Raw genomic sequence first — 25,140 nt, forward strand, 5'->3', positions numbered from 1 at the left:
GTGCTCCTGGAACATCGGGGCCGGACGGCCGCCGGGGGTCCCGATGGACCCCGCGGTCAGCTCGTCGGGGTCGGCCATCAGGTTCAGGCTCCGGTGAACCGGAAGGCCTGCGAGATTACTTGGCGCCGAGACCGGCGTCGGGACCTCGGGCTTGCCGGCGGCCTTGAGGACCTTGTTCAGGAGCGTCAGGTCGTAGATGCCGGCCAGGTCGGGCTGCTCGATGAGCTTGGCCTTGACCGCCCAGTCCGACTGGGTCTTCAGCGTCGAGGCCAGCGGGTCGTCCGTGACCGTGAAGCTCGGCCACGCGGGGTCGATGACCTTCGCGTCGAGCGGCTTGCCGCCCTCCGCCTCGAGCCTGGCGTTGGCGGAGGCCTTCGCCTTGTCCTGGTTGGCGTGGATCCACTCGTTGGTCTTCACCGTGCCGCGCAGTACGGCCTCGACCACGTCGGGGTGCTCCTTGAGGAACTTCTGCGACACGATGACGTTCGTGATCACGAACTTCTTGTCGGGCCACAGGGCGGTCTCGTCGAGGAGGACGCTGCCGCCGTCGGAGACGAGCTTGGAGGCCGTGGGCTCCGGCACCCAGGCGCCGTCGATCGAGCCCTGCTTGAAGGCATCCGGGGTGACCTTGTTGTCCGTGCGGACGACGGAGACGTCGCCCTTGCCGGACTCCGGGTCGACCTTCCAGCCCTTCTCGGAGATCCAGTTGAGGAACGCGACGTCCTGCGTGTTCCCCTTCTGCGGGGTGGCGATCTTCTTGCCCTTGAGGTCGTCCAGGGTTTTGATCTTGTCCGGGTTCACGACCAGCTTCACGCCGCCCGAGGCGGAGCCGGAGATGATCCGCAGATTGGAGCCCTTGGACTTGACGTAGCCGTTGATGGACGGGGAGGGGCCGATGAAACCGATGTCGAGAGAGCCGCCGTTGAGGGCTTCGATCTCGGACGGACCGGCGTTGAAGGACTGCGGCTTGATCTTGGTGCCGCTCAGTTCCTTCTCGATCAGGCCCTCCTGCAGGCCGACCAGCGCGGTCGCGTGCGTCAGGTTCGGGAAGTAGCCGATCCGCACCTCGGACGCCGACAGCTTCTTGCCGTCGGTGGCCGCGACGTTGGCCTTGTCGCCCTCGTCCTTCTTGGCCTCGGAGCCGTAGCCGCAGGCGGTGAGCAGGAGGGGAAGGGTCGCAGTGACGGCGATGGCGCGCAGGGCGGTGAGCGGTCTTGCGGCAGACACGGAGGTGTCCTTTCACGGGATGGTGTTCGGTGAGGTACGGGGACGGAGACGGGGCGACGCGAAGCCATCGGCGCGCACGGAGGTCACTCCCGGCTGTCGCTCGCGGTGTCGCGGCGCAGGCAGGGGAACGAACATCGGGCGCCCGCGCTCGAAGGCATGCGGTCGGTGCGTTCGGCCGAGGGGCCGCCCGGCCGACGGAGAGCCGAGTGGGACGGCGCCCGGTGGTGACCTGCGGGTGGAGCCGGGCCCGGCGAACGGTGTCAGCCGGGCTGACAGATGGCGCTGGACGTACGGACCAGGTCGATGTGCCGGCGGGAGGTCAGGGGCAGCATCTGGCCTGCGTGGTGCAGTGTTCGCACGGCCACCTCCCTGGATTCCTAGTTTTCCCACCTGGTTGGTAGGCATATTGGCAGAGGCGGAGACCCGCCCCAAGGGGCTGACCGCATGGTGGACGCCAGGATCTCGATATGTGAGAAAGTACAGGTGGGGCTAGGGGTGACTGGCGAGGAGTTAGGGATTGGTCCAGGCCCCGGGGGCGTCGGCCAGTGCCGATACGTCGGCGGGCAGGTCGGACGACGCGACGTCGGCGAGCGTCACGCCGTCGAGGATCTCGCGCACATTGGCCCGCAGTGCGATCCACAGGGGGAGCAGCGCCTGGGCGGGGCCGGTGTAGGACAGGTCCGGTGGGCGGACCCCGCGCACCGAGACGAGCGGACCGTCCACGACACGGATCACGTCCGCGATGCTGATGGACCGGGCGGGCTTGGCCAGCCGGTAGCCGCCGTTGCCGCCTCGCTGGCTGAGCACGAGACCGCCCCGGCGCATGTCGTTCAGGATGCCCTCGAGGAACTTGTGCGGGATGTCCTGAGCGTCGGCGATGGCCTCCGCCTTCACCGGCCCGTCGTCCTGTGACGCGGCAAGCTGCAGCGCGGCACGTACCGCATAGTCCGCCCTGGCTGAGATCCGCATACGGACATTATCTGGCATGGCTGGGGTCGGTGTCCGCCGCGGGTGGCGGCCGGCTGCCGGGCGCGCGTACCCGCCCGCCAGCCGGGGGCTCAGGACGCGGGCCCGCGACCTGAGCCGTGCCTCGCGTCAGCGGAAGGCCGCCACCGCGCGGTGGGAGCCGTTGAGGTAGTGCTCGCCGATGGAGCGCAGGCGGTGCGCGACCGGGCGGTGGGCCGTCAGAACCCGGGCGTTGCGCCAGAACCGGTCCAGGCCGGGCGCGTCGGCGAGTTCCAGCACCCGGGCGGTGATGCGCAGGGCCGCCTTCGACGTCACGGTCTCGGCCGTGGCGACCAGCGCGGCGACGGCCGTGGCCGCCTCCGCATCGAGGTGCGGACCCGTGTCGAGGGCCTGCGCCATCACGTCCGTAGCCCGGTCGACCACGGCGGTGGCCGTCTGGGCGGCAGAGGCGAGTTCCCCGTACGTCAGGAAGAGGTCCGCGTCCTCACCGGGCAGCCGGTGTGCGCGGCCGCCCCTGCTGAGGTCGCGCGCCTCGGTGAGGGCGCCCTCGGCGATGCCGAGGCCGACGTGGCACAGGGCGAGCCGGAGCGCCGGCTCCGCGAGCGCGGTGAAGGGCGCGGTCGACTCCTCGTCGTGCGGCCGGCGGCCCAGCACCTGCTCGGGCGTGATGGCGACCCGGTCGAGGACGACTTCGCCCGCGCCGGCGACGCGCTGCCCGAGGCGATCGTGGGCGGGTTCGACGGTCACGCCCCGTGCGCCGGGCGGGATCCGTACGACCAGGACGTCACCGTTCGCGGCGCAGACGGCGTCGAGCACGATCTGGTCGGCTGTGGCCACCGCCGTGTCCACGGTCCGGTGCCCGCTCAGCACGTAGCCGGTGGCGTGCCGTCTCAGCGTGAGGTCCGGTCCATCGGTGTCGTCGTCGGGCCAAGGCGTGCGGACCGCGCCGGTCCACAGCCACCGCTCGCGCACCGACTCCTCTTCGAGGGCGGTCGCGTGCTCGTGACTCGCGTAGAAGCGTGCGCTCCACGCGTGTACGTAGTGGCGGGCGAGGACGTCGCCGACAGAGCTGTCCGCCGCGGCGATCTCCCGTATGACGGCGCATCCGGTACGCCAGTCCGCCCCGCGGCCCGGCCCGGGCGGAGTGAGGGACGCCGGCAGGCCGGCCTCGCGCAGCCGGGCCGTCTCGTCGGTCGGCTGCTTGCCCGCCTGGTCGCGGACGATGGCGTCCGCGGCGAGGTCGTCCGCCACGTCGCGGGCGGTACGCAGGAGGGCGCGACGCTGCTCGTCGACGGGCCGGCGGCCGGCGGGGCTCGGTGTCGTCGGCACGGGCGTCACCGGCAGGCCCGGGCGTCGCTGCGTGGCGTGGGGGCTCGGTGGACAGCGGTGCCATGGGGGATGGCGGTGGTCATGTCGGCTACTCCGGAACGTTGTTGGGTGGCGTCAGCCGGTGGTGGCGACCGAATCCCCACCTTTCCCATCGGATTGATAGGGATACTTGCCCGGAAGCGGCCTTCCCGGCAAGATCGTGACCGAATGGTGGACGGATCGATCTCGAGATGAAAGACGATGCAGGTCAGCGGCCTGCTGGTCCATCTTTCCTATGAAATCAGTAGGGAAGTATTGACGCATGCCCGCCGTGCACCTGACGATGTGGCCATGTCCCCGTCGCAGCCGTTGCTCGTACGCCGCAGGCACGTTGACTTCCGTCGCGTCGCCAGCGCGGTCTGCCGACCCGTATAGGGCTTCTTCGCCAGGGCATTTCCTCGACGCGCGCCGCTGTTCCGGCTGCCGCTTCTCGCTGTGCTTCGCGCTTCCTTCGTGACCCGCCGGTCCTTGAGCCGTACGGGTCCGTCCCGCGTGCGACGCGCCGGTTCTCCCGGTCGAATCCGGAATCCGTCGCGGAGACCCGTGCCCCGTCGTGGCCGAACACCCGGCATCCGTACCCGACTCCGAGCAGCCGAAGGGGCTCATCATGACCACCGCAATTCCCGCACCCGCCGTCCGCCGTTCCCCGGCCCCGCACCTCCAGCTGGTCGGCGACCGTCCGCCCGTCCTCGTCAACGGGACCGATGGCGGCCGCGTCGCGTACCTCGTCTTCCTGCCGGCGAACGTCGACCCGGTGGCGGTGATGACAGCGCACGGCATACGCCCGGAGATCCAGCCGCTCGAGCCCGGGACGCCTCCGGCTCCTGACCCGGATCGGGCCTCTCACCCCGGCCGGCACGGCGATGCCATCCGGGTCGACCGCGCACGCCGGCTGGCCGAGGTCGACGGGCGCGAACTGGACCTCACCTACCTGGAGTTCGACCTCCTGGACCACCTCGTCACCCATCCGTACACGGTGCACACGCGTGATGCCCTCATCTCGGGCATCTGGGGCTACGGGCACTTCGGCGACGGCCGTACGGTCGACGTCCACGTGGCCCGGCTGCGCCGCAAGCTCGGCCCCGCCCACCGGGGCCGCATCTCCACCGTGCGCCGCGTCGGCTACAGGTACGTTCCCGACCAGCAGTAGCCGGATCATTTCCTCGGAAGGCGTTGTGTGTACGGCGGATGAAATTGCCGCACGCTTCCCCGGCTGGAGTGTCCCTTGACCGAATCCCTCGTGCTCACCGCGCCCCCGGGACCGCCGGCGCCGGCCGAGCGGGTCCTCCCGCTCCGCCGGCCCGGGCGGTGTATCGCCACCGCCGCCGTGCTGGTGCTGGCCTCCCAGGCAGCCCACGGGCTGCTGACCAATCCCTTCTACCAGTGGGACCGGTTCGCGTACTGGTTCGTCCGGCCGGCCATCCTGGAGGGGCTGCTCATCACCCTCCAGGTGGCCGCGTACAGCGCGGTCCTCGGCCTCGCGGGCGGCATCCTGCTCGCGCTCGGCAGGCTTTCCGCGAACCCGTTCGCCGCCCTCGCGGACCCGGCCGACCCGGACTCCTGGGCCGACCTGCGCAGGCTGGTCGGCGGCGGCGGGATCGCCGCGCTCGCCGGCGTACTGACCCCGCCCGACGGCTGGGAGACCGTCGGATCGGTCCCCGGCGTCCAGCTGGTCGACACCTCGCTGCGCGCCGAACCGGCCCCCGAGGCGGTCCGGCTCGGCCCCCGTGACGTACCCGAGATCCTCGGTCTGATCGAGCTCACGAAGCCCGGTCCGTTCCTGCCGGGCACCGTCGAGCTGGGCACGTACCTCGGCATCCGGCACCGGGGCCGGCTGATCGCGATGGCCGGAGGGCGGCTGCGGCCTCCCGGCTGGACCGAGATCAGCGCGGTGTGCACCCACCCCGACCACCGGGGCGCGGGGCTGGCGACGCGGCTGGTCCGCGCCGTCGCCGCCGGCATCCGGGAGCGCGGCGACGTCCCGTTCCTCCACACCGCCGCGAGCAGCACGACGGCGATCCGACTGTACGAGTCGATCGGCTTCACCCTGCGCCGCCGCCCGTCCTTCATGGCGGTCCGCGCACCCGGCAACACCGCTGCCAACTTCTCTTAATATTCAGGTCATTGTATGGCACCGCTATAAGGCATAGCGTTTCGTGGAGAAATTGGTGACAGGCCTCTTCTCCGCCCCTCGTACGCCCGCATATTCGCGACGCGCATCGGCCTCCTTTTCGCCCGGCCGATCAGGAAGGCGTAATTCGACGTGTCCTCATCCCCGCCCGCATCCGCATTCACACCGGAATTCACATCAGCCCCCTCCGAACCGCTGCACCTCGCCGTAGCGCTCGACGGCGCGGGCCGGCACCCTGCCGCCTGGCGCGAGCCGGGCGCCCGGCCCGGTGAACTCTTCACGGCCCGCTACTGGGCCGATGCCGTGGCCGAGGCCGAAGCCGGGCTGCTCGACTTCGTCACCTTCGAGGACTCCCTCGCCCTCCAGTCGTCCTCGGCGGACGGGCCCGACGGACGCACGGACCAGGTCCGGGGGCGGCTGGACGCGGTACTCACCGCCGCCCGCGTGGCACCGCTGACCCGGCACATCGGACTGGTCCCGACGGTGACCGCCACCCACACCGAGCCCTTCCACATATCCAAGGCGATCGCCACCCTGGACCACGTCAGCCGCGGGCGCGCGGGCCTGCAGGTCCAGGTGTCGCAACCGGCCCACGAAGCCCGGCACTTCGGACGCCGGGCGCTCCCGCTACCCGAAGGGGAGTCCTATGAGGAGGCCGCCGACCACATCGAAGTGATCCGACGGCTGTGGGACAGCTGGGACGACGACGCCGAGATCCGGGACGTGGCAACCGGCCGGTTCGTCGACCGCGACAAGCTGCACTACATCGACTTCGAGGGCCGTCACTTCAGCGTCAGGGGGCCGTCGATCACCCCCCGCCCGCCGCAGGGGCAACCCCTCATCACCGCGGCCACCGCGGCGAGCACGGCCGGCGCGCAGGGCGAGGGCAGCGCCGCGTACGGCCTCATCGCCCGGTCCACGGACATCGGGTACGTCGCCGTGCGCGACGCCGACGGGGCCCTCGCGGCGGTCACGGAGATCCGGCGGGCCCGGGAATCCGCGGGGCTCGCGGCGCAGCCGCTGCACCTCTTCGCGGACCTCACCGTCTTCCTGGACGAGGACGCCGCGGCGGCCGACGCGCGCAAGGAACGCCTCGACGCACTCGCGGGCGCCCCGTACGGCAGCGACCCGGCGGTCTTCACCGGGACCTCGGCACAGTTGGCGGACCTGCTCCAGGACTGGCGGACGGCCGGCCTGTCGGGCTTCCGTCTGCGGCCGGGCACGTTCGCCCACGACCTGCCCGCGATCACCCGGGGGCTGGTGCCGGAGCTCCAGCGGCGCGGGGTCTTCCGCCGCGCGTACGAGGCGGACACCCTGCGCGGGCTGCTGGGCCTGGAGCGCCCGGCCGGCCGCTACGCCGCCCACCCCGCCGCCTGATCCCGGACCCGGAAGGCCCCGTCATGAGCAGCAAGCCGCTCAAGCAGATCCATCTCGCAGCCCACTTCCCCGGCGTCAACAACACCACCGTGTGGAGCGACCCGGCGGCCGGAAGCCACATCGACTTCGACTCCTTCGTCCACTTCGCCCGGACCGCCGAACGCGCCAAGTTCGACTTCCTCTTCCTCGCCGAGGGGCTGAGACTGCGCGAACAGGGCGGGAAGATATACGACTTAGATGTGGTCGGCCGCCCCGACACCTTCACGGTGCTCGCCGCCCTGGCAGCGGTCACCGAGCGCCTGGGCCTGACCGGCACGATCAACTCCACCTTCAACGAGCCCTACGAGGTGGCCCGCCAGTTCGCCTCGCTCGACCACCTGTCCGGGGGCCGGGCCGCCTGGAACGTGGTCACCTCCTGGGACGCCTTCACCGGCGAGAACTTCCGGCGCGGCGGGTTCCTGCCGCGCGAGGAGCGCTACAGCCGGGCCAAGGAGTTCCTGGTCACCGCGACCGAGCTGTTCGACTCGTGGGACGGCTCCGAGATCCTCGCCGACGCCGGGTCGGGCGCCTTCCTGCGGGACGCGCGGGCCGGGGCCTTCGCCCACCGGGGGCAGCATTTCGACATCGAGGGCCACTTCAACGTGCCGCGCAGCCCGCAGGGCCGGCCGGTGATCTTCCAGGCGGGTGACTCCGACGAGGGCCGAGAGTTCGCCGCCTCCAGCGCCGACGCGATCTTCGGCCGGTACGGGACCCTCGACGCGGGCCGGGAGTTCTACGCCGACGTCAAGGGCAGGCTGGCGGCGTACGGGCGAAGCCACGACGAGTTGAAGATCCTGCCCGCGGCCACGTTCGTCCTCGGCGACACCGACGCCGAGGCCCGCGAGGCGGCCCACGAGGTGCGCCGCCTCCAGGTCAGCGGGCAGACCGCGATCAAGTTCCTGGAGCACGTCTGGAACCGGGACCTGTCGGGCTACGACCCGGACGGCCCGCTGCCCGAGATCGACCCGGAGGTCGGGGAGAACACCATCGCCCTCGGGCGCGCGAGCGTCCGCGAGTTCCGTGACCCGCTCGCCACCGCCCGGCAGTGGCGCGCGCTCGCCGAGGCCAAGAACCTGTCGATCCGCGAGCTCGTCATCTCCACCACCGCCGACCAGACCTTCGTCGGCTCCGCCGCCACCGTCGCCGAGCAGATCAACACGCTGGTGCAGGCGGACGCGGCCGACGGCTTCATCCTGGTCCCCCACATCACTCCCGGCGGCCTGGACGTATTCGCAGACACCGTCGTCCCGCTGCTCCAGGAGCGGGGGGTCTTCCGCACCGGGTACGCGGGCACCACCCTGCGCGACCACCTCGGGCTCGCGGTGCCGGAGGCCGTCTCCGTCCGGCAGGCAGCACGCTCATGAAGTTCCTGGCCATCACCCTGATCACGGACTCCACGGACCCGGTGACGGGCGCCCCCACGCCCACCCGTGAGCGGTTCCGCGAGGTGGTCGACGCCGCGCTGCTCGCGGAGGAGCTCGGCTTCGACGGCTTCGGGGTCGGCGAGCGCCACGAGCGGCCGTTCCTGTCGTCCTCGCCGCCCGTGGTCCTCAGCCACATCGCCGCGCTGACCCGCCGCATCCGGCTGTTCACCGCCGTGACCACCCTGAGCCTGCTGGACCCGGTGCGTGCCTACGTGGACTACGCGACGCTCGACCACCTCTGCGACGGCCGCCTGGAACTGATGATCGGCAAGGGCAACGGCACGGCCCAGCGCGAGCTGTTCCACGTGACTCCGGAGGACCAGTGGGAGCGCAACGCCGAGGGCTACGAGCTGTTCCGGCGGATCTGGCGCGAGGACAAGGTGAGCGCCGAGCCGCGCTTCCGCCCCGCGCTGGCCGGCGCCGAGGTGCTGCCGCGGCCCTACCAGCCGGCCCTGCGGGTCTGGCACGGCAGTGCGACCAGCCGGGAGTCCGTCGATCTCGCGGCGCGCTACGGAGACCCGCTCTTCTCGGCGAACGTCACCCACCCGATCGGTCCGTACGCCGAGCTGATCCGCCACTACCGGGAGCGCTGGGAGCACTACGGGCACGATCCGGCGCACGCCGTCGTCGGCGCGGGTTCGGCCGGCTACCACGCGGCCCCCACCTCGCAGCGGGCGGTGGCGGCGTACCGGCCGGCGTTCGCCCGGTACCTCGCCTTCCACGCGCAGCAGGGGCTGGATCCCGTCTTCCCGACGCTGGAGGACTTCGTCGAGCGGAGCTCGGCGCTGATCGGCAGCCCCCAGCAGGTGATCGAGAAGGTCCACCGCTACCACGAGGCCTTCGGCCACACGGCCCTGCACCTCCAGGCGGAGCCGGGCGGGCTCACGCCCGCGGAGCACCGGGCCTCGCTCGAACTCTTCCAGTCGCAGATCGCCCCCGTGCTGCGCCGCGAGATCCCCGACCCTTCCTTCCCCGACCTGTAAGGAGCCCGGCCATGCCCGGCACACCCCTCGGGGTCCTCGACCTCGTCCCGGTCCCGTCCGGCTCCACCGCCGCCGAGGCCCTGCAGCACAGCATCGACCTCGCCCGGCAGACGGAGGCCTTCGGCTACACCCGCTACTGGTTCGCCGAACACCACCTCAACCCGGGAGTCGCCGGGACCTCCCCGGCGGTCGTGCTCGCGCTGACCGCCTCCGCGACCTCGACCATCCGCCTCGGCTCCGGCGCCGTCCAGCTCGGGCACCGCACCGCCCTGTCCACGGTCGAGGAGTTCGGCCTGATCGACGCGCTCCACCCCGGCCGTCTCGACCTGGGCCTGGGCCGCTCGGCCGGCCGACCGCAGCCGGGAGCCTCGCAGGACCCTCCGTTCGAGGGGTACACCCCGAACGGGCTCCGCATCCCGGCCCGGTTCTCCTTCGCGCACCTGCTGGGTCATCCGCGGGTCGTGCTCCAGCAGCGGCTGCTGAACCTGCCCGGCGCCCAGCCGCAGGACTACGCCGAGCAGATCGACGACGTCCTCGCCCTGCTGCGGGGCGACTACCGCTCCCCGGAAGGGGTGGAGGCACATGCCGTGCCCGGCGAGGGGGCCGACGTACAGGTGTGGATCCTGGGCAGCAGCGGCGGGGTCAGCGCGGAGACCGCCGGCCGCAACGGGCTGCGGTTCGCCGCCAACTACCACGTCAGCCCCGCATCGGTGCTGGAGGCGGCCGAGGGCTACCGGGCGGCCTTCAAGCCCTCCGCCGAGCTGGACCGGCCGTACCTGACGGTGTCCGCCGACGTCGTCGTCGCCGAGGACGACGCGACCGCCCGCGAACTGGCCACCGGATACGCACCCTGGGTGCGCAGCATCCGTACCGCCGAGGGCGCCATCCCCTTCCCCGCGCCCGCCGAGGCGCGCGCCCTGCCCTGGACGGAGGCGGACCGGGAACTCGTCGCCGACCGGGTGGACACCCAGTTCGTCGGCTCGCCGCGGACCGTAGCCGATCACCTGGAGCGGCTCCAGGAGGCCACCGGGGCCGACGAACTGCTGATCACCACCATCACCCACGACCACGCGGACCGCGTCCGTTCCTACCGCCTGCTGGCCGAGGAGTGGCGGCGTCGCTGACCGGCCGGGCGGTGCGGCCGGCGAGGGCGGTACTCGGAGGGCCCGTCGCACCTCCGTCACGGCACCTCCACGCAGCGTAGGCGGCGCCAAGCCTCGGCCTGCGCTCCCGACTCGCTCGAACCGTCCCGGGCGCGACAGCATGGGAGGGGGTGGTCGGCGGGCTCCTCGGGAGGAGGCGCTACAGGCAGTGACCAGACGTCGCTTTGCGTTCTGCGGGGCAGAGCTGGCCGCTGTCTATGTGGTCGCCGACCAGGCCAGGGAACTCCATCTGGCCGAGCTGACCGGCAACCGCGACGTCCTCTACGGACTGCCCGCGATCCTCGCCGTGGCCAGCCATTCGCCCGCCGCCAACGCCTTCCGCGACGGCCGCCCCCTGTGGCTGACTCCCAAGGAACTCGCCACCTTCATCGAGGATGATCCCCACCATTTCCCCACCCGGGTCCGGGACGGCGAGCCCGACTCGCCGGCCAGGATCTCGCTCGGCGCGCTGCCGCTGGGACACGGCGACCAGGAGCTCGGGTGCCTGATCGTCGCCGGCGAGGTCGGCGACGGCTTCAGCGCCGATGACCGCAGCCTCCTGGAGCTCTACGCCGATCAGGTGGCGGCGGGACTCGAATCGGTCGCCGCCCGCTTCGCCGGACGCAAAGCCCCGCAGGCACATCTGGGCCAGTCCCTGGTGCCCCACCAAGGCGGCGCGTTCATCCTGGAACTGAGCACCGGCCGCATGGAGGCCCACGCCCACGTGCTGGAACTGCTCGGCCTGCCTCCCGAGCAGTTCGACGGGCAGGTGGAGACCCTGCTGGCCTGCGCCGTCCCCGACGACATGCCCGCACTGATGGCGGTCGTGGAGCCGGACCGGCTGGGGTCCGTCGGACAGCAGCTGGCGTTCCGCATCCGCCGCCCGAACGGCGAGCTGCGGTGGCTGGGGCTGCGCTGCCGCGTCGAGGTGGACGCCGACGGCACACCACAGCGCGTTCTCGGCGTGGTGGCCGACGCCACCTACCTGCGCCCCAGCGCCGACGAGGTCTCCCTCGTGCAGCGGCTGTCGGCCACCCTGGCGGGAGCGGCGACCATCCGAGAGGTCAGCCGGCTGGCGGCCGCCGCCCTGCGCGAGCCGCTCGGCGCCTCCCGGGTCGCGGTCGGCGAACTGGAACCCGAGCGGCTCATCGTCACCGCCCTCGACCCTCCCGAGCCCGATGCCTGGCCCGAGGTCTGGCGCTCGGAATGGCGGTCCGAGTGGCCCGACGTGTCCCTCAGCGACCTCCCCACCCTGGAGGGCGCGCTGCGCGGCGGGCACATGAGCCTGTGGCCGCCGGGCGCGGATCTCGAACCCGGTCTCCTGGGCGTCGGGCCCGGCGGTCTCGCCGTGCTGCCCCTGCCGGCCGAAGGCAGGATCGTCGGGTTGTGTCTGGTGGGGTGGGACGGGGAGCACCGGTTCGGACCGGAGGAGCGCTCGCTGCTGACCGCGACCGCCGGGCTGGTGGGACAGGCTCTGGTGCGCGCCCACGCCCTGGACGCGGGCCACGAACTCGCCACCATGCTCCAGCGCAGTCTGCTGCCCCGTAAGCTCCCCGAACTGCCGGGCGGGGTCGCCGTCGCCCGCTACCTGCCCGCGACGGCGGGACTCGAGGTCGGCGGCGACTGGTACGACGTCATCCCGCTCGGTGACGGACATGTGGCCTTCGTCATCGGGGACGTACAGGGGCACAGCGCGGGAGCCGCCACCATCATGGGCCAGATGCGCACGGCGGTCAGGGCCTACGCGGTGGAGGGCCACCCGCCCGATGTGGTGGTCGCCCGGGCCAACCGGCTGCTCGTCGGCATGGAGACCGATCTGTTCGCCACCTGTACGTACGTGGACCTGGACATGGAGGAGGGCATCGCCAGGGTCGTACGGGCCGGCCATCTGCCGCCGGTACTGCGCCATCCCGACGGCCTCACCGAGGAGATGGCGGTCGAGGGCGGACCTCCTCTGGGCGTGCTCGAGGAAGCCGAATTCCCCATGACCGAGACGGGGCTGCTCCCCGGAACCGTGCTCGTCCTGCTCACGGACGGCCTGGTCGAGTCCGCCAGACTTCCCCTGGAAGAGGGCATGCGGCGGGTGCGCGATGTGCTGGCCGCGGCCGACCCGGTCGATCCCGGAGGGGTCGCCGACGAGCTGGTCTTCGGTGTGGGCCGCCGCGACGACGACGTGGCGTTGCTGCTGCTGCGCTACGACGGCACACGGGGCCGGCCGATGCGGAGCCACTGGACGGTGTGGCGGCTGCCCAACGCGGTCCTGCACGCCCGCCGTTTCACCGCGCGCACCCTGCGGTCCTGGGGGGTCGAGGAACTCGACTCGGCTCTGCTGGTCGTGTCCGAGCTGGTCACCAATGCCATCGCGCACACGCAGGGCGAGGTGGGGATGGACCTGACGCTGTCGGCGGACCGGCTGCGGATCGCGGTGAACGACGCGTCGCCGCGCAGCCCCGTCAAACCGGCATGGGTGAGCTGGGAGTCGACCGGCGGTCGCGGGCTGCTCATCGTCGACGCGACGACGACGGCCTGGGGCTCGGTGCCGCTCAGCGGCGGCAAGCAGGTGTGGGCCGAGATCCCCTGGCACCGCGCGAGCGGCTGAAGCGGAGGCCGGGGGCCGCGTCCCGTCACGACCCGGCCCCCGCCCGCAGTGCTCACGTACGACCGGCCGGATCCTGGTCCTGGACCGCCTCCGGGGACTTCGCGGGGGAGGGTACGGCGGTCAGTACGGGCGCGCCGGGCGTGCGGCGCCGGGTGATCCGGGCGGCCACGGGTTCCGTGTAGCGGGCGGTGAGCGGCCCGATCACGACGAGCAGCAGGACGTAGGCGGTGGCCAGGGGTCCCAGCGCCGGTTCGATCCCCGCGGTGACGGCCAGGCCGGCGATGACGATGGAGAACTCGCCCCGCGCGACCAGCGTGCCGCCGGCACGCCAGCGCCCCTTGACGCCGATCCCGGCCCTCTTGGCGGCCCAGTAGCCGGTGGCGATCTTCGTGAGTGCGGTGACCACGGCGAGCGCGAGTGCGGGGAGCAGGACCGGCGGGATGCTGGCCGGGTCGGTGTGGAGGCCGAAGAAGACGAAGAACACGGCGGCGAACAGGTCCCGGAGCGGACTGAGCAGGGTGTGCGTGCCCTCGGCCACCTCACCGGAGAGGGCGATGCCGACGAGGAAGGCCCCGACGGCGGCGGAGACCTGGAGCTGCTGGGCGATCCCGGCGACGAGCAGGGTGAGACCGAGGACGACGAGGAGGAGCTTCTCGGGGTCGTCGCTGGAGACGAACCGGGAGATCAGCCGCCCGTACCGGACGGCCACGAACAGGACCGCGCCCGCGACACCGAGCGCGATGGCCAGGGTCAGGCTCCCCGCGGCGAGGCTGACTCCGGCGAGCAGGGCGGTGATGATCGGCAGGTAGACGGCCATGGCCAGGTCCTCGAGGACCAGGATGCTGAGGATGACGGGGGTCTCGCGGTTGCCGACCCGGCCCAGGTCGCCCATGACCTTGGCGATGACGCCGGAGGACGAGATCCAGGTGACGCCCGCCAGCACGGCGGCACCCACCGGTCCCCAGCCCATCAGCAGGGCCGCGACCGCGCCGGGCACGGCGTTGAGGGCGAAGTCGACCAGCCCGGCCGGGTATTGGGTCCTGAGGTTGGAGACCAGGTCGCTGGCCGTGTACTCCAGGCCGAGCATCAGCAGCAGGAGGATGACGCCGATCTCGGCGCCGATCGCGACGAACTCCTCGCTCGTGCCCATCGGCAGGAGCCCGCCCTTGTCGAAGGCGAGTCCGGCCAGCAGGTACAGCGGTATGGGGGAGAAGTGGAAGCGGCCGGCGACGCGGCCGAGCAGGCCCAGGCCGAGGATGATCGCGCCGAATTCGATCAGGAAGACAGCCGAGTGCACGGGCGTCACTCCCGTCCGAGTATCGACGCGGCGGCTTCGACACCCTCACGGGTGCCGATCACGATGAGGGTGTCCCCACCGGCCAGGCGGAAATCGGGGGCGGGGGAGGGGCGGGCCTCCGCGCGGCGCAGTACGGCCACGATCGACGCGCCGGTCTCGGTGCGCATCCGGGTCTCACCCAGGACCCGCCCGTTCCAGTACGAGTGCCCGGACAGCTCGATCCGCTCGGCCACCAGACCCAGATCTGTGGTGTGGAGAACGTTGGGGCTGTGGTGCGCGGGCATGAGCGCGTCGATGAGCGAGGCCGTCTCCGCACCCGTCAGGTGCAGGGACTGCGCACAGGCGTCGGGGTCGTCAGCGCGGTAGACGTTCACGGTCCGGGTGCCGTCCCGGTGCGCGATGACCGACAGGTGCCGGTGCTCGCGGGTGGTGAGGTCGTACTGGACCCCGATGCCGGGCAGTGGCGTGGTGCTCATCCGTGGAGCAGGCACAGCTCTGTCCCCCCTTGCTCTGTGCTCGACTGCGGTGCGGCGCCGGGTGGATGCGAGGCGGTTCCCCGCTCCGGCGCGGGCTCATCGTGCCACCTCACGGCAGGGGCGGCATATGGGTGCCGGCACGGATGGACAAGGCTCCGGCAAGGCGAAAGGGTGAGCAGGGACACCCGTTCCTCCGCAGGTCACAGCACCTGCGGGGGAGAAGCGGCGGGGATAGTGGAGGTGAACGCGCCGACGAACCGGACCAGCCGGACGGGGCGACGGGGCAACGGGGCAACGAGGGAACGAGGAAGAAACGATCATGTCGTCGCTGTACTGGCGGATCTTTCTGCTCAACGCCGCCGTCCTCGTCGCGGCCGTACTGCTGCTGCTCGGCCCGGTCACCGTCTCCACCCCCGTCCTCTTCGGCGAAGCCGTCGTCCTGCTCGCGGGGCTGGCGGCCATGCTGGTCGCCAACGCCGCCCTGCTCCGCATCGGCCTGGCCCCGCTCGGCCGGCTGACCCGCGCGATGACCGCGGTCGACCTGCTGCGCCCCGGCAGCCGGACCCGCGTGGAGGGGCCCGGCGAGGTGGCCGAACTGACCACCACGTTCAACGCGATGCTCGTCAGGCTGGAAGCCGAGCGCGCCACCAGCAGCGCCCGGGCCCTCTCGGCGCAGGAGGCCGAACGCCGCCGCATCGCGCAGGAACTCCACGACGAGGTCGGCCAGACCCTCACCGCCGTCCTGCTCCAGCTGAAGTACGCCGCCGACCGCGCCCCCGACGCCCTGCGCGAGGAACTGCACCAGGTCCAGGAGACCACCCGCACCAGCCTGGACGAGATCCGCCGCATCGCCCGCCGCCTGCGGCCCGGCGTCCTGGAAGAACTGGGACTGCACAGTGCCCTGCGGGCGCTGACGGCGGAGTTCACCACCGGGACGCTCACCGTGCGGCACTTCATCGAGCCGGGCCTGCCCGAGCTGGACGAGGCCACCGAACTCGTCCTCTACCGGGTCGCCCAGGAAGCCCTGACCAACGCCGCCCGCCACGCGGACGCGAGCGAGGTCGAGGTCCGACTCTCCAACGGTCCCGCGGGGACGGTGCGCCTGCTCGTACGGGACGACGGCACGGGCATCCGCCGCCTCGCCGCCGAGGGCGCCGGGATCCAGGGCATGCGCGAACGAGCGCTGCTGATCGGCGCCGACCTCGCCATCGGAGGCGGCCCGCACGAGGGAACCGACGTACGTCTGGACGTACCCGCCCGCAGGACCGAGGAGAGCCGCCGATGACCGCACCGGACCCGTCGCGGCCGATCCGCGTCCTGCTCGCCGACGACCACGCCCTTGTACGGCGCGGGGTCAAGCTCATCCTCGACGCCGAGCCGGACCTGACGGTGGTCGCCGAGGCCGGGGACGGAGCCGAGGCCGTCGCCCTGGCCCGTACCCAGGACGTCGACCTGGCCGTTCTGGACGTGGCGATGCCGCGCATGACCGGCCTCCAGGCCGCCCGGGAACTCTCCCGGCTGCGGCCGGAGCTGCGGATCCTCATCCTGACCATGTACGACAACGAGCAGTACTTCTTCGAGGCCCTCAAGGCCGGAGCCGCCGGGTACGTCCCCAAGTCCGTCGCCGACCGCGATCTCGTCGAGGCCTGCCGCGCGGCGATCCGGGACGAGCCGTTCATCTACCCGGGCGCCGAAACCACCCTGATCCGCAACTACCTCGACCGGGCCCGCCACGGGGATCCACTGCCCGCCCGGGCGATCACCGAGCGCGAGGAGGAGATCCTCAAGCTCGTCGCCGAAAGCCACTCGTCCAAGGAGATCGCCGACATCCTGGTGATCAGCGCGAAGACGGTGGAACGCCACCGCGCGAACCTGCTCCAGAAGCTCGGGATGCGCGACCGCCTGGAACTGACCCGCTACGCGATCCGGGTGGGCCTGATCGAGCCGTAGAAGCCGATGGTTCACGGGGGATGCCGGGTTCAAGCTGCGGGAGACGCTCGGCACGGTGCGCTGCAGCGAAACACCCGTCCGGCCGGTACGAGTGCGCGGACCGGGGCGTCAGAGCGGTGGGACCGTGGCACCGGTGTGGGCCGGCGGCAGGTCCCGACGTCAGGGACCGCGACCTCACGAGCGCACCGTCCGGAACCTGCGCAGGCTCGTCGAGCGCGGAGTGACCGTCCGCGCCGCGGTGATCGCCATCGACCAGGGCCAGGAAGACATCGGCCGCACGAAGGACTTCCCGCACGGCGTGGGCGTCGACTCCGTGCGCGTGGGCGACATCCGGGAATTGGGCCGGGCGCAGGACGCCATGGCGCAGAACGCGCAGCTCTCGGGATTGTGCGGCCGCTGCTGGCGGGGACGGCTCTGCGTGAGCCCCGACGGTACGGCGTACACCTGCGTCATGGCACGGGAGTGGCCGGTCGGCAACGCCCTGGAGGAGGAGCTCGCGCAGATCGCGGGCCGGGAGACTGCCCGCAGGGCGGCGACCCCACCCCCTCGTGCGAGCCCGACGGCTGTCCGCAGAGCTGCGAGCCGGACACGTGCCCGCAGAGCTGCGAACCCAACCCGGTCTGCGTGCCGGACGTCGAGGAGTAGGTTCCCTTCGGTCTCACCGTGCCGGTCCTGGCGGTGTGAGACGAGCGTTACCGCGCATGATCGGCGCTGGTCAGTGACTCCGGCGGGAGTTGAGCCGGGCTGCCTGCCGCGTCAGGTGGTCGCGCTCGGCGGTGTTGGGAGCCTTCCGGGCCGCCTCGGCGTACAGGCGCGCGGCCGTCTCCAGGTCGCCGTCGCGCTCGTGGAGGTACGCCGCCACCGCGGTGTGGCGGGGCAGCGAGTCGTCCAGTGCCGCGAGCGCTGCCAGGCCGGCGCGCGGCCCGTCGGCCTCGCCCACGGCCACCGCCCGGTTGAGCCGGACGACCGGGCTGTCGGTCAGGCGCGCGAGCTCGTCGTACCACTCGACGATCTGCACCCAGTCGGTCTCCTCGGCGGTCGGCGCGTCGGCGTGCAGGGCCGCGATGGCGGCCTGGGCCTGGAACTCGCCCAGCCGGTCGCGGGAGAGGGCCGTCTGGAGGATGCCCACGCCCTCGGCGATCAGCCTGGTGTCCCACCGGCCGCGGTCCTGCTCGGCGAGCGGCACCAGGCTGCCGTCGGGCGCGGTCCGGGCGGCGCGCCGGGCGTGGTGGAGCACCATGAGGGCGAGCAGCCCCGCCACCTCGGGGTGGTCGATCGCGGCCGCGAGCTGCCGGGTGAGCCGGATGGCCTCGGCGGCGAGGTCGACGTCGCCCGAGTAGCCCTCGTTGAAGACCAGGTAGAGGACGCGCAGTACGGTCGCTACGTCGCCGGGCTGATCGAACCGCACGCCCGAGACGGTGCGCTTGGCCCGGCTGATGCGCTGCGCCATGGTCGCCTCGGGCACCAGGTAGGCCTGGGCGATCTGACGGGTGGTCAGTCCGCCGACGGCGCGCAGCGTGAGCGCGACCGCGGACGACGGCGTCAGCGACGGGTGGGCGCACAGGAAGTAGAGCTGGAGCGTGTCGTCCGTCCCGGGCACCGGCCCGGGCGCCGGCTCCTCGTCGACGACGTCCTCACGCCGGCGCCGGGCGGCGTCCGAGCGGGTCGCGTCGAGGAACCGGCGCCAGGCCACGGTGATCAGCCAGCCCTTCGGGTCCCGGGGCAGGCCGCCCGGCCAGACACGGACGGCCTCCACCAGAGCGTCCTGTACGGCGTCCTCGGCCGCCGCGAAGTCGGCTCCGCGGCGGACGAGGATCCCGAGCACGCTCGGCGTGAGGCTCCGGAGCAGGGCCTCGTCCACCTCGTCCACCTCGTCCCCGTCGTTCACGTGGTCACCTGGGAGGTCACTCGGTGATGGTGGGTGGCGCGGCCAGGAACGGGCGCACCTCCAGCCACTCGTGGATCGGCTTTCCGCCCGCGCCGGGGGCGGCCGACAGTTCCCCGGCCAGCTCGAGAGCACGCTCGTAGCCGTCGACGTCGATCACCATCCAGCCGGCGATGAGGTCCTTGGTCTCGGCGAACGGGCCGTCGGTGACCGGCGGGCGCCCCTCGCCGTCGTACCGGACGAACGTTCCCTCGGGGGCGAGCGCCTGACCGTCGACGAACTCGCCGGTCCCCTCGAGCCGGGCCGCGAAGTCCTGCATGTACTGCACGTGAGCCGAGATCTCCTCCGGCGTCCACTGGTCCATGGGGACGTCGTTGACCGCTGCCGGGGCGCCGCGGTAGTGCTTGAGCAGCAAGTACTTGGCCATCGTGTTTCTCCTCGGTGCCGTGCGACCCATTGTGGTCGCGTTCACTGCGGGGACGGAGCCGGTCTCGGGTTCTCGACATCCTCCCCGAAACCTTCTTCTCCCGCAGCGACACGGGGCCTCGCGCGGCCCTTGCGCGGCTAGGTTGTCTCTTTTGGATCTTGTCGGTTAAGCCCGCGTCGTCTGGTGCCGTGCATCGCAAGGCGGAGGGGCGCCCGAGTACTGGACGTACTTGGGTGCCCCGACAACGCGGCGAGGTGCGGTGCCTGGGGGTACCTCCCAGCGGTAGCTGGGGGAGCGGCGCGGGTCAGACAAGATCCGAAAGAGACGGTCTAGCATGCGGGGATGGAGATCCGAGTGGGCCAGGTGATGGTCCACTACGTGGAGCACGGCAGCGGTCGACCCGTGCTGGTACTCCACGGCGCCGGCGTGGACCACCGCGAGAGCGAGGCCTGCTTCGAGCCGGCTCTCGACGGCGTCGCGGGCCTGCGGCGGATCTATCCCGACCTCCCCGGCATGGGCCGGACCACCGCGCCCGGGACGCTGCGCAGCGCCGACGACGTCCTCGACACACTGCTCCACTTCGCCGACGAGGTCACGGGCGGGACCGCCTACCTCCTCGTCGGCCACTCGGCGGGCGCGTACTACGCGCAGGCGATGGCCGCGAGGGGCCAGGCGCGGGTCGCCGGCCTGGCGCTCGTCTGTCCGCTGCTGCCGGGGCTCCGGGACGTCCCGGAGCACCGCGTCGTCACCGGACCGGGCGAGATCGGTGACGACGTCTTCCGGAGCTACTTCGTGATCCAGACCCCGGAGATGCTCGAACGGTACGAGCGGTACGTCGCCCCGTCCGCCGAGCTCGTCGACCAGGAGGCGCTCGAACGGATCGGCGAACGGTGGCCGCTCACCCCCGATCACGCGCCGGCCTACGCGGGGCCGACAGCGGTCGTGGCGGGGCGGCTGGACTCGGCGGTCGGGTACGCCGCCGCCGTCGACCTCGTCGACCACTACCCGCACGCCTCGCTCGCCGTCGTGGACGACGCGGGACACGCCCTGCCCCACGAGCAGCCGGAACTCTTGAGCGCCCTCCTCACCTACTGGCTCGCCCGCATCGAGCGCTTCGAGCGCGTCGCACGCTCGACCTGACCCGAAACAGGCTCCTGACCTGGTCAGAGGTGTGCGCGCAGCCGGGGCGACCGACGCCCGTTTGACATGGTTCGAAGGGGTGGCAGGGTTGTAGGTGGGGTCAATCTTGGGAGGTTCCGGATGGCATCCTGTTCGGCTTGGAGTTCCCTGGCGAGACAGCTTCCGCTCAGGCTGACGGCCGGTACGTTCTTCCTGAACTCCGGCGTTTCGAAGCTGGGCGCGGACGAAGCCACCGTTGAGGGACTGCATCAGTTCGCCGCTCACACCTACCCGTTCCTGGGCGAGCAGGATGCCCAGAAGTTCGTCCGGCTGCTCGGCGCCGGGGAGATCGCCATCGCCGCCGCGCTGCTCGTGCCGGTCGTCCCGGCCGCTCTCGCCGGGGCCGGGGTGACCGCCTTCGCCGTCGGTACCCTCGGGCTCTACCTGCGTACGCCGGGAATGCGGCAGGAAGGGAGCCTGCGCCCCACCGAGCAGGGGATCGTGCTGGCCAAGGACGTCTGGCTGCTCGGCATCGGCGTCGCGCTCGTCGTCGACGGCCTCCACGAACACGGGTGACGCACCACGAACACGTGGGCCAGGAGCGCCCATGGCCATGACGAAGTGGTTCTTCGAGCCCGGTCACACCGCGGCGGAGTTCCGCGCCAGGCACATGATGGTCACCCACGTGCGCGGGCAGCTCAAGAACGTGCACGGCTCGCTGGAGTTCGATCCCGACGAGCCGGAGGAGGCGCGCGTCGAGGCGACGGTCGACGCGACCCAGGTGTACACCGGGCAGCCCGAGCGCGACGCCCACCTCCGCAGTGCCGACTTCTTCGACGTCGAGCATCACCCGACGTGGACCTTCGTCGGATCACACGTCCATCAGGTGAGCGGCACCGAATTCGAGGTCAGCGGAGATCTCACGGTACGCGGAGTGACGCGTCCGGTGACCTTCGACGTCACGCATCTGGGGCAGTGGGACACCCCTTGGTGGGAGGAGGGGCGCAACCTCGGGCCGAGGCGACGCGCTGGTTTCACCGCCACGACGCGCCTCAATCGGCATGATTTCGGCGTGAGTTGGAACGACGTGGTCGACCGCGGCGGAGTGGTCGTCAGCCCCTTGGTCGATGTCGTGGTCGACGTCGAGGCCGTCCTCGATCCCGGTGGAACGGCCGCCTGAGCACGACCCCTGAGCACGACCCCCGGCCATCGCCCGGCGAGTCGGCTCGTACACCCGGCGTTCGCCATGGATTCCCGCCCGTGTGGTTGCGGGCGGACGGGGGAAGTCCGTCCACGGTGCGGGTCCTGACCGTACGGCGACCGCGCGGATCCCTCGTCATCGTCCTGCCCGGCAGCGGGGCCGGAGCCTGAACTCCCGCAGTGTCCCCGCGTTCTCGTGACCAGCGCTCCCACCGTGGAGCTTCCTGCGCACGCCCTTGCCCGGAATCGGCCGCCCGTCGCGTGCCGGTTCCGGCGCCCGGTGTTGCGTGCCACCGCACAGGACCTGGAAGGTCCCCGTGGACCGATCGAAGAGCTCAGCCGACCGCCGTACTCCGCTGCGCCGTTCCGACATCCCGCCGACCGGCGCGCACCCGCTGCGGAGGGCATCCGGTACCGGGGCGGTGCTGGGAGCCCACATCCCCGTCGAGATCGACACCAACCGGGCCGGGTGCTCGCCCGGGTGGCCGCCGTACTGCCGCGGCTGCTGGCCGTGCTCGGGGCGGGATGGACGGCCCTCGCCCTCGGCGTGGCCACCGGGCAATGGGTCGACCCCGAGGCCGGAACCATGGTGCACCACCCCCAACTGGGCTGGCGGGGCGCCCCCGTACGGGACGAGCTCGCCACGGCGACCGGTGTGCCCGTGCACCTCGACAGCCGTTCGAGGGCCCTGGCGCGCGCCGAGCAGCTCCTCGGTGAGGCGGCCACCCCCGGCAGCGCCGTCGTGCTGTTCGTCGGCAACGTCGTCGACGCGGCGTTCGTCACCGCGGGCGCCGTGCACCACGGGGCCTGCCCGTGACGAGGTTCGCCGAACTGCTGGACCTTGCCGTCGCGGGCGATCCCGTGGCGGCAGAGCTGTTCCGGCAGCGGGCCAGGCTCACGGGGAGGGCTGCGGCGGTGCTGCTGGACATGTTCGATCCCGAGGTGCTGGTCGTCGTCGAACCGGGGACGGGCCGACTGCCCGCGTGCATGGACGAGTTGCGGACGGAGGTGGAGGCGCGGTCCGTGGTGTGCGACGACGCCGGGCGGTCCGTCGTGCCGAGCAGTTTCACCGGCTCGGTGCTCGCCACCGCGGGAGCTGCCGTCGCGCTGGGTGCCCTGCACGACGACCCGCTCGGTCCGTGGCCGGCACTGCCCGCCGTCTCGTACCCCGATGCCGCGACCTCCGGAAATCGACTCCGTCAGCCGTTCCCGTGCGACCGTAGGCCCTTGTCGAAGGGTGCCGGGCGTCGGGGAGGGGCCTCGTCCTACCGCTCTGGATAGTCGAGTTCCTGGGCACGTTTGGCAGCGTGCAGGGCGTCCCCCTGCAGACGCCACGTTGCGGCTTCCTCTGGCCGACCGAGTTTCTCGAGAACGTAGGACCGGTGCCAGGCGCCTGCTGGTTCGCCTGCTTCTGCGAGTTGTTTCCAGCACTCTGCGGCTTCTTCCAGGCGGCCCTGCCTCAGGAGGAAGTCGCCCAGGGAGTCACGGGCAGAAAGGCCGATAGGGCCGAGTTCATCCGCGGCTCTGCGGTACCAGTGTTCCGCTTCGGAGGCCCGCCCCATCTCGTCGAGAACGCCAGCGAGGTTCGACGGCGCCCAGGGATCGCCGGTCTCCACGGCTTTCCGGAGCTAGCACTCGCGCTCGTTTTGGTCCGCCGCGTACGCAGGCATGCTCTGGATCGCTGGGATCCATCCTGCCTGGGCGGCCCGCCTGTGCCAGGACGCCGCCGTGAGGTCGTGGTCCTGGCCGTGCGGAGCCGCGTTCACTGCCCGGTCATGGTGGACCCGGGTCAGGGAGTACATCGCTTCGGCATCACCGGCCTCCGCGGCGGCGAGCAGCCACTTCTCGGCTGGAGCGTTGCCTTTGCTCCCGGTTTGGTAGAGGTACTGTCCGAGCCGTTTCATCGCGGCTACGTCGCCGGCCTCAGCAGCCGGCTCGACCCACGCACTCCAAGGGCTCCGGACGCATCGGTATCGCCACCTGGTCTCCATCTCGACCTCGTCACCCGGGTACCCGGGACTTCACTGATCGCAGTATCCCAACCACTTGGCTGTCGAGCAGGGTCAAAAGCCCATGTCGATCGTGGTGTGCGGGGCAGCGGGGGGACTCGCCGCAGTCCGAACCGGTGCTGGAGAAGATCTGTGTGCCCCGCATAGGGCCCGGTCGGCCGCGCGTCCGCCCCGACCGCGTACGGGCTGACAAGGCGTACGCCTGCCGGAAGAACCGCGCCGCCTACCTGCGTCGCCGAGGAATCCGCTGCACCATTCCGAACAAAGCCGACCAGGTCCGCAACCCGCAGGAAGCGCGGGTCCAGCGGTGGCCGACCACCGAAGTTCGACCCAGAGGGACTACAACGCCCGGCACGCGGTCGAGTGCGGCATCAATCGCCTCAAGAGACATCGAGCCGTGGCCACAGGTACGACCAACTCGCGGTCCGCTACGAGGCCACCGTCCTCGTTGCCGCCATCAACGAGTGGTTGTGACGTACTGGTCCGACGACAACTCGAACACCCGAACTCGCCGACCCCCAGTGGGATTGACGGTCTCACGGACCGGATGCATCCCCAGTTTGGTCATGATCCGTTCGGAGGCGTCGTTGCCCACTTGAGTGATGCTGACGATCCGCTCCAGCCCTCGCTCTTCGAACCCGAACCGTACAGCGGCCGCAGCGGCCTCGGTGGCCAAGCCCTGCCCCCAGTGGGAACGTCCCAGCCGCCAGCCGACCTCCACCGCCGGCAGTACTTCCGGTAGGAAGTCGGGCACCGAAAGGCCGGTGAACCCGGCCAGCTCGCCAGTGGACCGGACCTCCACGGCGAACAGGCCGAAGCCCCGTGACTCCCACTCGCTCTCCCATGCCTGGATCCCGCCGCGAGTCTGCTCTTCGTCACGGACGCTGCCGTCACGGATCCACCGCATGACCTCGGGGTCGGCATTGACGGCAGCCATGGGCGCAACGTCTTCCTCGCGCCAACGACGCAGGATCAAACGGGGAGTCTCAAGTGTGACCACCCGATCATTCTGGATCACAAACTGGGTCTCCGCCATCATCACCAGGCACTTTCGCTACACGCCCTAAAGGGTGTTGCAGAACCCTGCCTTCTGGGCATTTTGCCTGTATGGGTGGGGTGTTGCGGGCTGAGCCGGTGTGGGTGGAGACGTTCACGGGCTTGCGGATGGACCGGTTCGCGAAGCTGGTGAAGGTGGTGCGGGAGCGGGAGCGGGAGCGGGGCGGGAACGGGCCGGGCGGTGGCCGGCCGTGGTGCCTGCCGCTGGTGGACCGGGTCCTGCTGGTGGCCGTGTACTACCGGACGAACCTCACGATGCGGCAGCTGGCCCCACTTTTCGGTGTGTCTTCGGCGACGATCTGCAGGGTCATCCAGCGGCTTGGGCCATTGCTCGCGCTGGAGTCGGCTCCGCGACCCGTGGCCGACGTGGACCGGTTGTGGATCGTGGACGGCACCCTCATTCCGGTCCGCGACCGCACGGTCAGCGCTTCGAGCCGTGCGCGTCCGCCCTCATGACAGGGCGAT

Annotated in this window: 25 protein-coding genes and 2 pseudogenes; 16 read left to right on the forward strand and 11 right to left on the reverse strand. The window is 71.5% G+C overall.

Features of this window, described 5'->3' with window-relative positions; translation table 11 throughout:
• Positions 1–115 precede the first annotated feature (115 nt).
• The 4 genes and pseudogenes from RIU97_RS39830 to RIU97_RS39845 form a co-directional block, all read right to left on the reverse strand.
• A pseudogene (locus tag RIU97_RS39830) lies at positions 116–1,227 on the reverse strand (ABC transporter substrate-binding protein).
• 260 nt (positions 1,228–1,487) lie between these two features.
• On the reverse strand, positions 1,488–1,586 hold the full coding sequence (locus tag RIU97_RS39835; RefSeq protein WP_404962354.1) for a putative leader peptide: 99 nt from the start codon (positions 1,584–1,586) through the stop codon (positions 1,488–1,490).
• Positions 1,587–1,737: 151 nt separating this feature from the next.
• On the reverse strand, positions 1,738–2,196 hold the full coding sequence (locus RIU97_RS39840; RefSeq protein WP_404962356.1) for an RrF2 family transcriptional regulator: 459 nt from the start codon (positions 2,194–2,196) through the stop codon (positions 1,738–1,740).
• A gap of 126 nt (positions 2,197–2,322) precedes the next feature.
• Positions 2,323–3,522 carry an acyl-CoA dehydrogenase gene (locus RIU97_RS39845; protein WP_404962357.1) on the reverse strand — a complete coding sequence of 400 codons (1,200 nt, stop codon included), beginning with the start codon at positions 3,520–3,522 and terminating at the stop codon, positions 2,323–2,325.
• A gap of 330 nt (positions 3,523–3,852) precedes the next feature.
• Here RIU97_RS39845 and RIU97_RS39850 point away from each other — a divergent pair, with 330 nt between their 5' ends.
• The 8 genes from RIU97_RS39850 (at position 3,853) to RIU97_RS39885 (ending at position 13,256) form a co-directional block, all read left to right on the forward strand.
• Complete coding sequence (locus RIU97_RS39850) at positions 3,853–3,936, forward strand: putative leader peptide (protein WP_351157052.1); 84 nt, start codon at positions 3,853–3,855, stop codon at positions 3,934–3,936.
• 232 nt (positions 3,937–4,168) lie between these two features.
• Entirely contained in the window at positions 4,169–4,711 is a 543-nt protein-coding gene (locus RIU97_RS39855; RefSeq protein ID WP_404962358.1) for a winged helix-turn-helix domain-containing protein, read from the forward strand.
• Positions 4,712–4,981: 270 nt separating this feature from the next.
• Entirely contained in the window at positions 4,982–5,674 is a 693-nt protein-coding gene (locus tag RIU97_RS39860; RefSeq protein ID WP_404963101.1) for a GNAT family N-acetyltransferase, read from the forward strand.
• Positions 5,675–5,824: 150 nt separating this feature from the next.
• Positions 5,825–7,069 carry an LLM class flavin-dependent oxidoreductase gene (locus RIU97_RS39865; protein WP_404962360.1) on the forward strand — a complete coding sequence of 415 codons (1,245 nt, stop codon included), beginning with the start codon at positions 5,825–5,827 and terminating at the stop codon, positions 7,067–7,069.
• A gap of 23 nt (positions 7,070–7,092) precedes the next feature.
• Positions 7,093–8,472: an NtaA/DmoA family FMN-dependent monooxygenase gene (locus tag RIU97_RS39870; protein ID WP_404962361.1), complete on the forward strand. Its 1,380-nt coding sequence runs from the start codon at positions 7,093–7,095 to the stop codon at positions 8,470–8,472.
• On the forward strand, positions 8,469–9,515 hold the full coding sequence (locus RIU97_RS39875; protein ID WP_404962362.1) for an LLM class flavin-dependent oxidoreductase: 1,047 nt from the start codon (positions 8,469–8,471) through the stop codon (positions 9,513–9,515). Before RIU97_RS39870 ends, RIU97_RS39875 begins: the two co-directional genes overlap by 4 nt.
• Before the next feature lie 11 nt (positions 9,516–9,526).
• Positions 9,527–10,639: an LLM class flavin-dependent oxidoreductase gene (locus tag RIU97_RS39880; RefSeq protein ID WP_404962363.1), complete on the forward strand. Its 1,113-nt coding sequence runs from the start codon at positions 9,527–9,529 to the stop codon at positions 10,637–10,639.
• 187 nt (positions 10,640–10,826) lie between these two features.
• Positions 10,827–13,256: a SpoIIE family protein phosphatase gene (locus RIU97_RS39885; protein ID WP_404962365.1), complete on the forward strand. Its 2,430-nt coding sequence runs from the start codon at positions 10,827–10,829 to the stop codon at positions 13,254–13,256.
• 52 nt (positions 13,257–13,308) lie between these two features.
• Here RIU97_RS39885 and RIU97_RS39890 read toward each other — a convergent pair whose 3' ends face one another.
• Positions 13,309–14,553, reverse strand: a complete 1,245-nt coding sequence (locus RIU97_RS39890) for a cation:proton antiporter (protein WP_404962366.1) — start codon at positions 14,551–14,553, stop codon at positions 13,309–13,311.
• A 5-nt stretch (positions 14,554–14,558) separates the two neighbouring features.
• Entirely contained in the window at positions 14,559–15,029 is a 471-nt protein-coding gene (locus RIU97_RS39895; protein WP_404962368.1) for a cation:proton antiporter regulatory subunit, read from the reverse strand.
• Positions 15,030–15,348: 319 nt separating this feature from the next.
• Between RIU97_RS39895 and RIU97_RS39900 the strand changes: the two genes are divergently transcribed.
• Both RIU97_RS39900 and RIU97_RS39905 read left to right on the forward strand, forming a co-directional pair.
• Positions 15,349–16,314 (forward strand): histidine kinase, encoded by a 966-nt coding sequence (locus RIU97_RS39900; RefSeq protein ID WP_404962370.1) that lies wholly within the window; start codon positions 15,349–15,351, stop codon positions 16,312–16,314.
• The gene (locus RIU97_RS39905; RefSeq protein WP_404962371.1) at positions 16,311–16,979 is read left to right on the forward strand and encodes a response regulator; all 669 of its coding nucleotides are present in this window, start codon (positions 16,311–16,313) and stop codon (positions 16,977–16,979) included. Before RIU97_RS39900 ends, RIU97_RS39905 begins: the two co-directional genes overlap by 4 nt.
• A 174-nt stretch (positions 16,980–17,153) precedes the next feature.
• Here RIU97_RS39905 and RIU97_RS39910 read toward each other — a convergent pair whose 3' ends face one another.
• From RIU97_RS39910 to RIU97_RS39920, 3 genes are all read right to left on the reverse strand, one after another.
• Positions 17,154–17,432 (reverse strand): hypothetical protein, encoded by a 279-nt coding sequence (locus RIU97_RS39910; protein WP_404962373.1) that lies wholly within the window; start codon positions 17,430–17,432, stop codon positions 17,154–17,156.
• Positions 17,433–17,694: 262 nt separating this feature from the next.
• Positions 17,695–18,840: an RNA polymerase sigma factor gene (locus tag RIU97_RS39915; RefSeq protein WP_404963102.1), complete on the reverse strand. Its 1,146-nt coding sequence runs from the start codon at positions 18,838–18,840 to the stop codon at positions 17,695–17,697.
• Between the two features lie 43 nt (positions 18,841–18,883).
• A complete protein-coding gene (locus tag RIU97_RS39920) occupies positions 18,884–19,291 on the reverse strand; it encodes a YciI family protein (RefSeq protein WP_404962374.1) in 408 nt (135 codons plus the stop codon).
• Between the two features lie 342 nt (positions 19,292–19,633).
• Here RIU97_RS39920 and RIU97_RS39925 point away from each other — a divergent pair, with 342 nt between their 5' ends.
• From RIU97_RS39925 to RIU97_RS39945, 5 genes are all read left to right on the forward strand, one after another.
• The gene (locus tag RIU97_RS39925; RefSeq protein WP_404962375.1) at positions 19,634–20,431 is read left to right on the forward strand and encodes an alpha/beta fold hydrolase; all 798 of its coding nucleotides are present in this window, start codon (positions 19,634–19,636) and stop codon (positions 20,429–20,431) included.
• A 120-nt stretch (positions 20,432–20,551) separates the two neighbouring features.
• Positions 20,552–20,986 (forward strand): hypothetical protein, encoded by a 435-nt coding sequence (locus tag RIU97_RS39930; protein ID WP_404962377.1) that lies wholly within the window; start codon positions 20,552–20,554, stop codon positions 20,984–20,986.
• Positions 20,987–21,017: 31 nt separating this feature from the next.
• Positions 21,018–21,590 carry a YceI family protein gene (locus RIU97_RS39935; protein ID WP_404962379.1) on the forward strand — a complete coding sequence of 191 codons (573 nt, stop codon included), beginning with the start codon at positions 21,018–21,020 and terminating at the stop codon, positions 21,588–21,590.
• Between the two features lie 501 nt (positions 21,591–22,091).
• Positions 22,092–22,427 carry an ROK family protein gene (locus RIU97_RS39940; protein WP_404962381.1) on the forward strand — a complete coding sequence of 112 codons (336 nt, stop codon included), beginning with the start codon at positions 22,092–22,094 and terminating at the stop codon, positions 22,425–22,427.
• On the forward strand, positions 22,424–22,891 hold the full coding sequence (locus tag RIU97_RS39945; RefSeq protein WP_404962383.1) for a hypothetical protein: 468 nt from the start codon (positions 22,424–22,426) through the stop codon (positions 22,889–22,891). The genes RIU97_RS39940 and RIU97_RS39945 overlap by 4 nt, the downstream gene beginning before the upstream one ends.
• Here RIU97_RS39945 and RIU97_RS39950 read toward each other — a convergent pair.
• Together RIU97_RS39950 and RIU97_RS39955 are read right to left on the reverse strand one after the other, a co-directional pair.
• Positions 22,876–23,226 carry a tetratricopeptide repeat protein gene (locus RIU97_RS39950; protein WP_404962384.1) on the reverse strand — a complete coding sequence of 117 codons (351 nt, stop codon included), beginning with the start codon at positions 23,224–23,226 and terminating at the stop codon, positions 22,876–22,878. The genes RIU97_RS39945 and RIU97_RS39950 overlap by 16 nt on opposite strands.
• Before the next feature lie 850 nt (positions 23,227–24,076).
• The gene (locus RIU97_RS39955) at positions 24,077–24,619 is read right to left on the reverse strand and encodes a GNAT family N-acetyltransferase (RefSeq protein WP_404963103.1); all 543 of its coding nucleotides are present in this window, start codon (positions 24,617–24,619) and stop codon (positions 24,077–24,079) included.
• A gap of 107 nt (positions 24,620–24,726) precedes the next feature.
• Between RIU97_RS39955 and RIU97_RS39960 the strand changes: the two are divergent.
• Positions 24,727–25,113: pseudogene (locus tag RIU97_RS39960) on the forward strand (transposase family protein); the annotation flags it as partial.
• Between the last annotated feature and the right edge of the window lie 27 nt (positions 25,114–25,140).

Origin of the sequence: Streptomyces sp. 147326, from assembly GCF_045000215.1 — a bacterium.
In the GTDB taxonomy this organism is placed as follows: Bacteria; Actinomycetota; Actinomycetes; order Streptomycetales; family Streptomycetaceae; genus Streptomyces.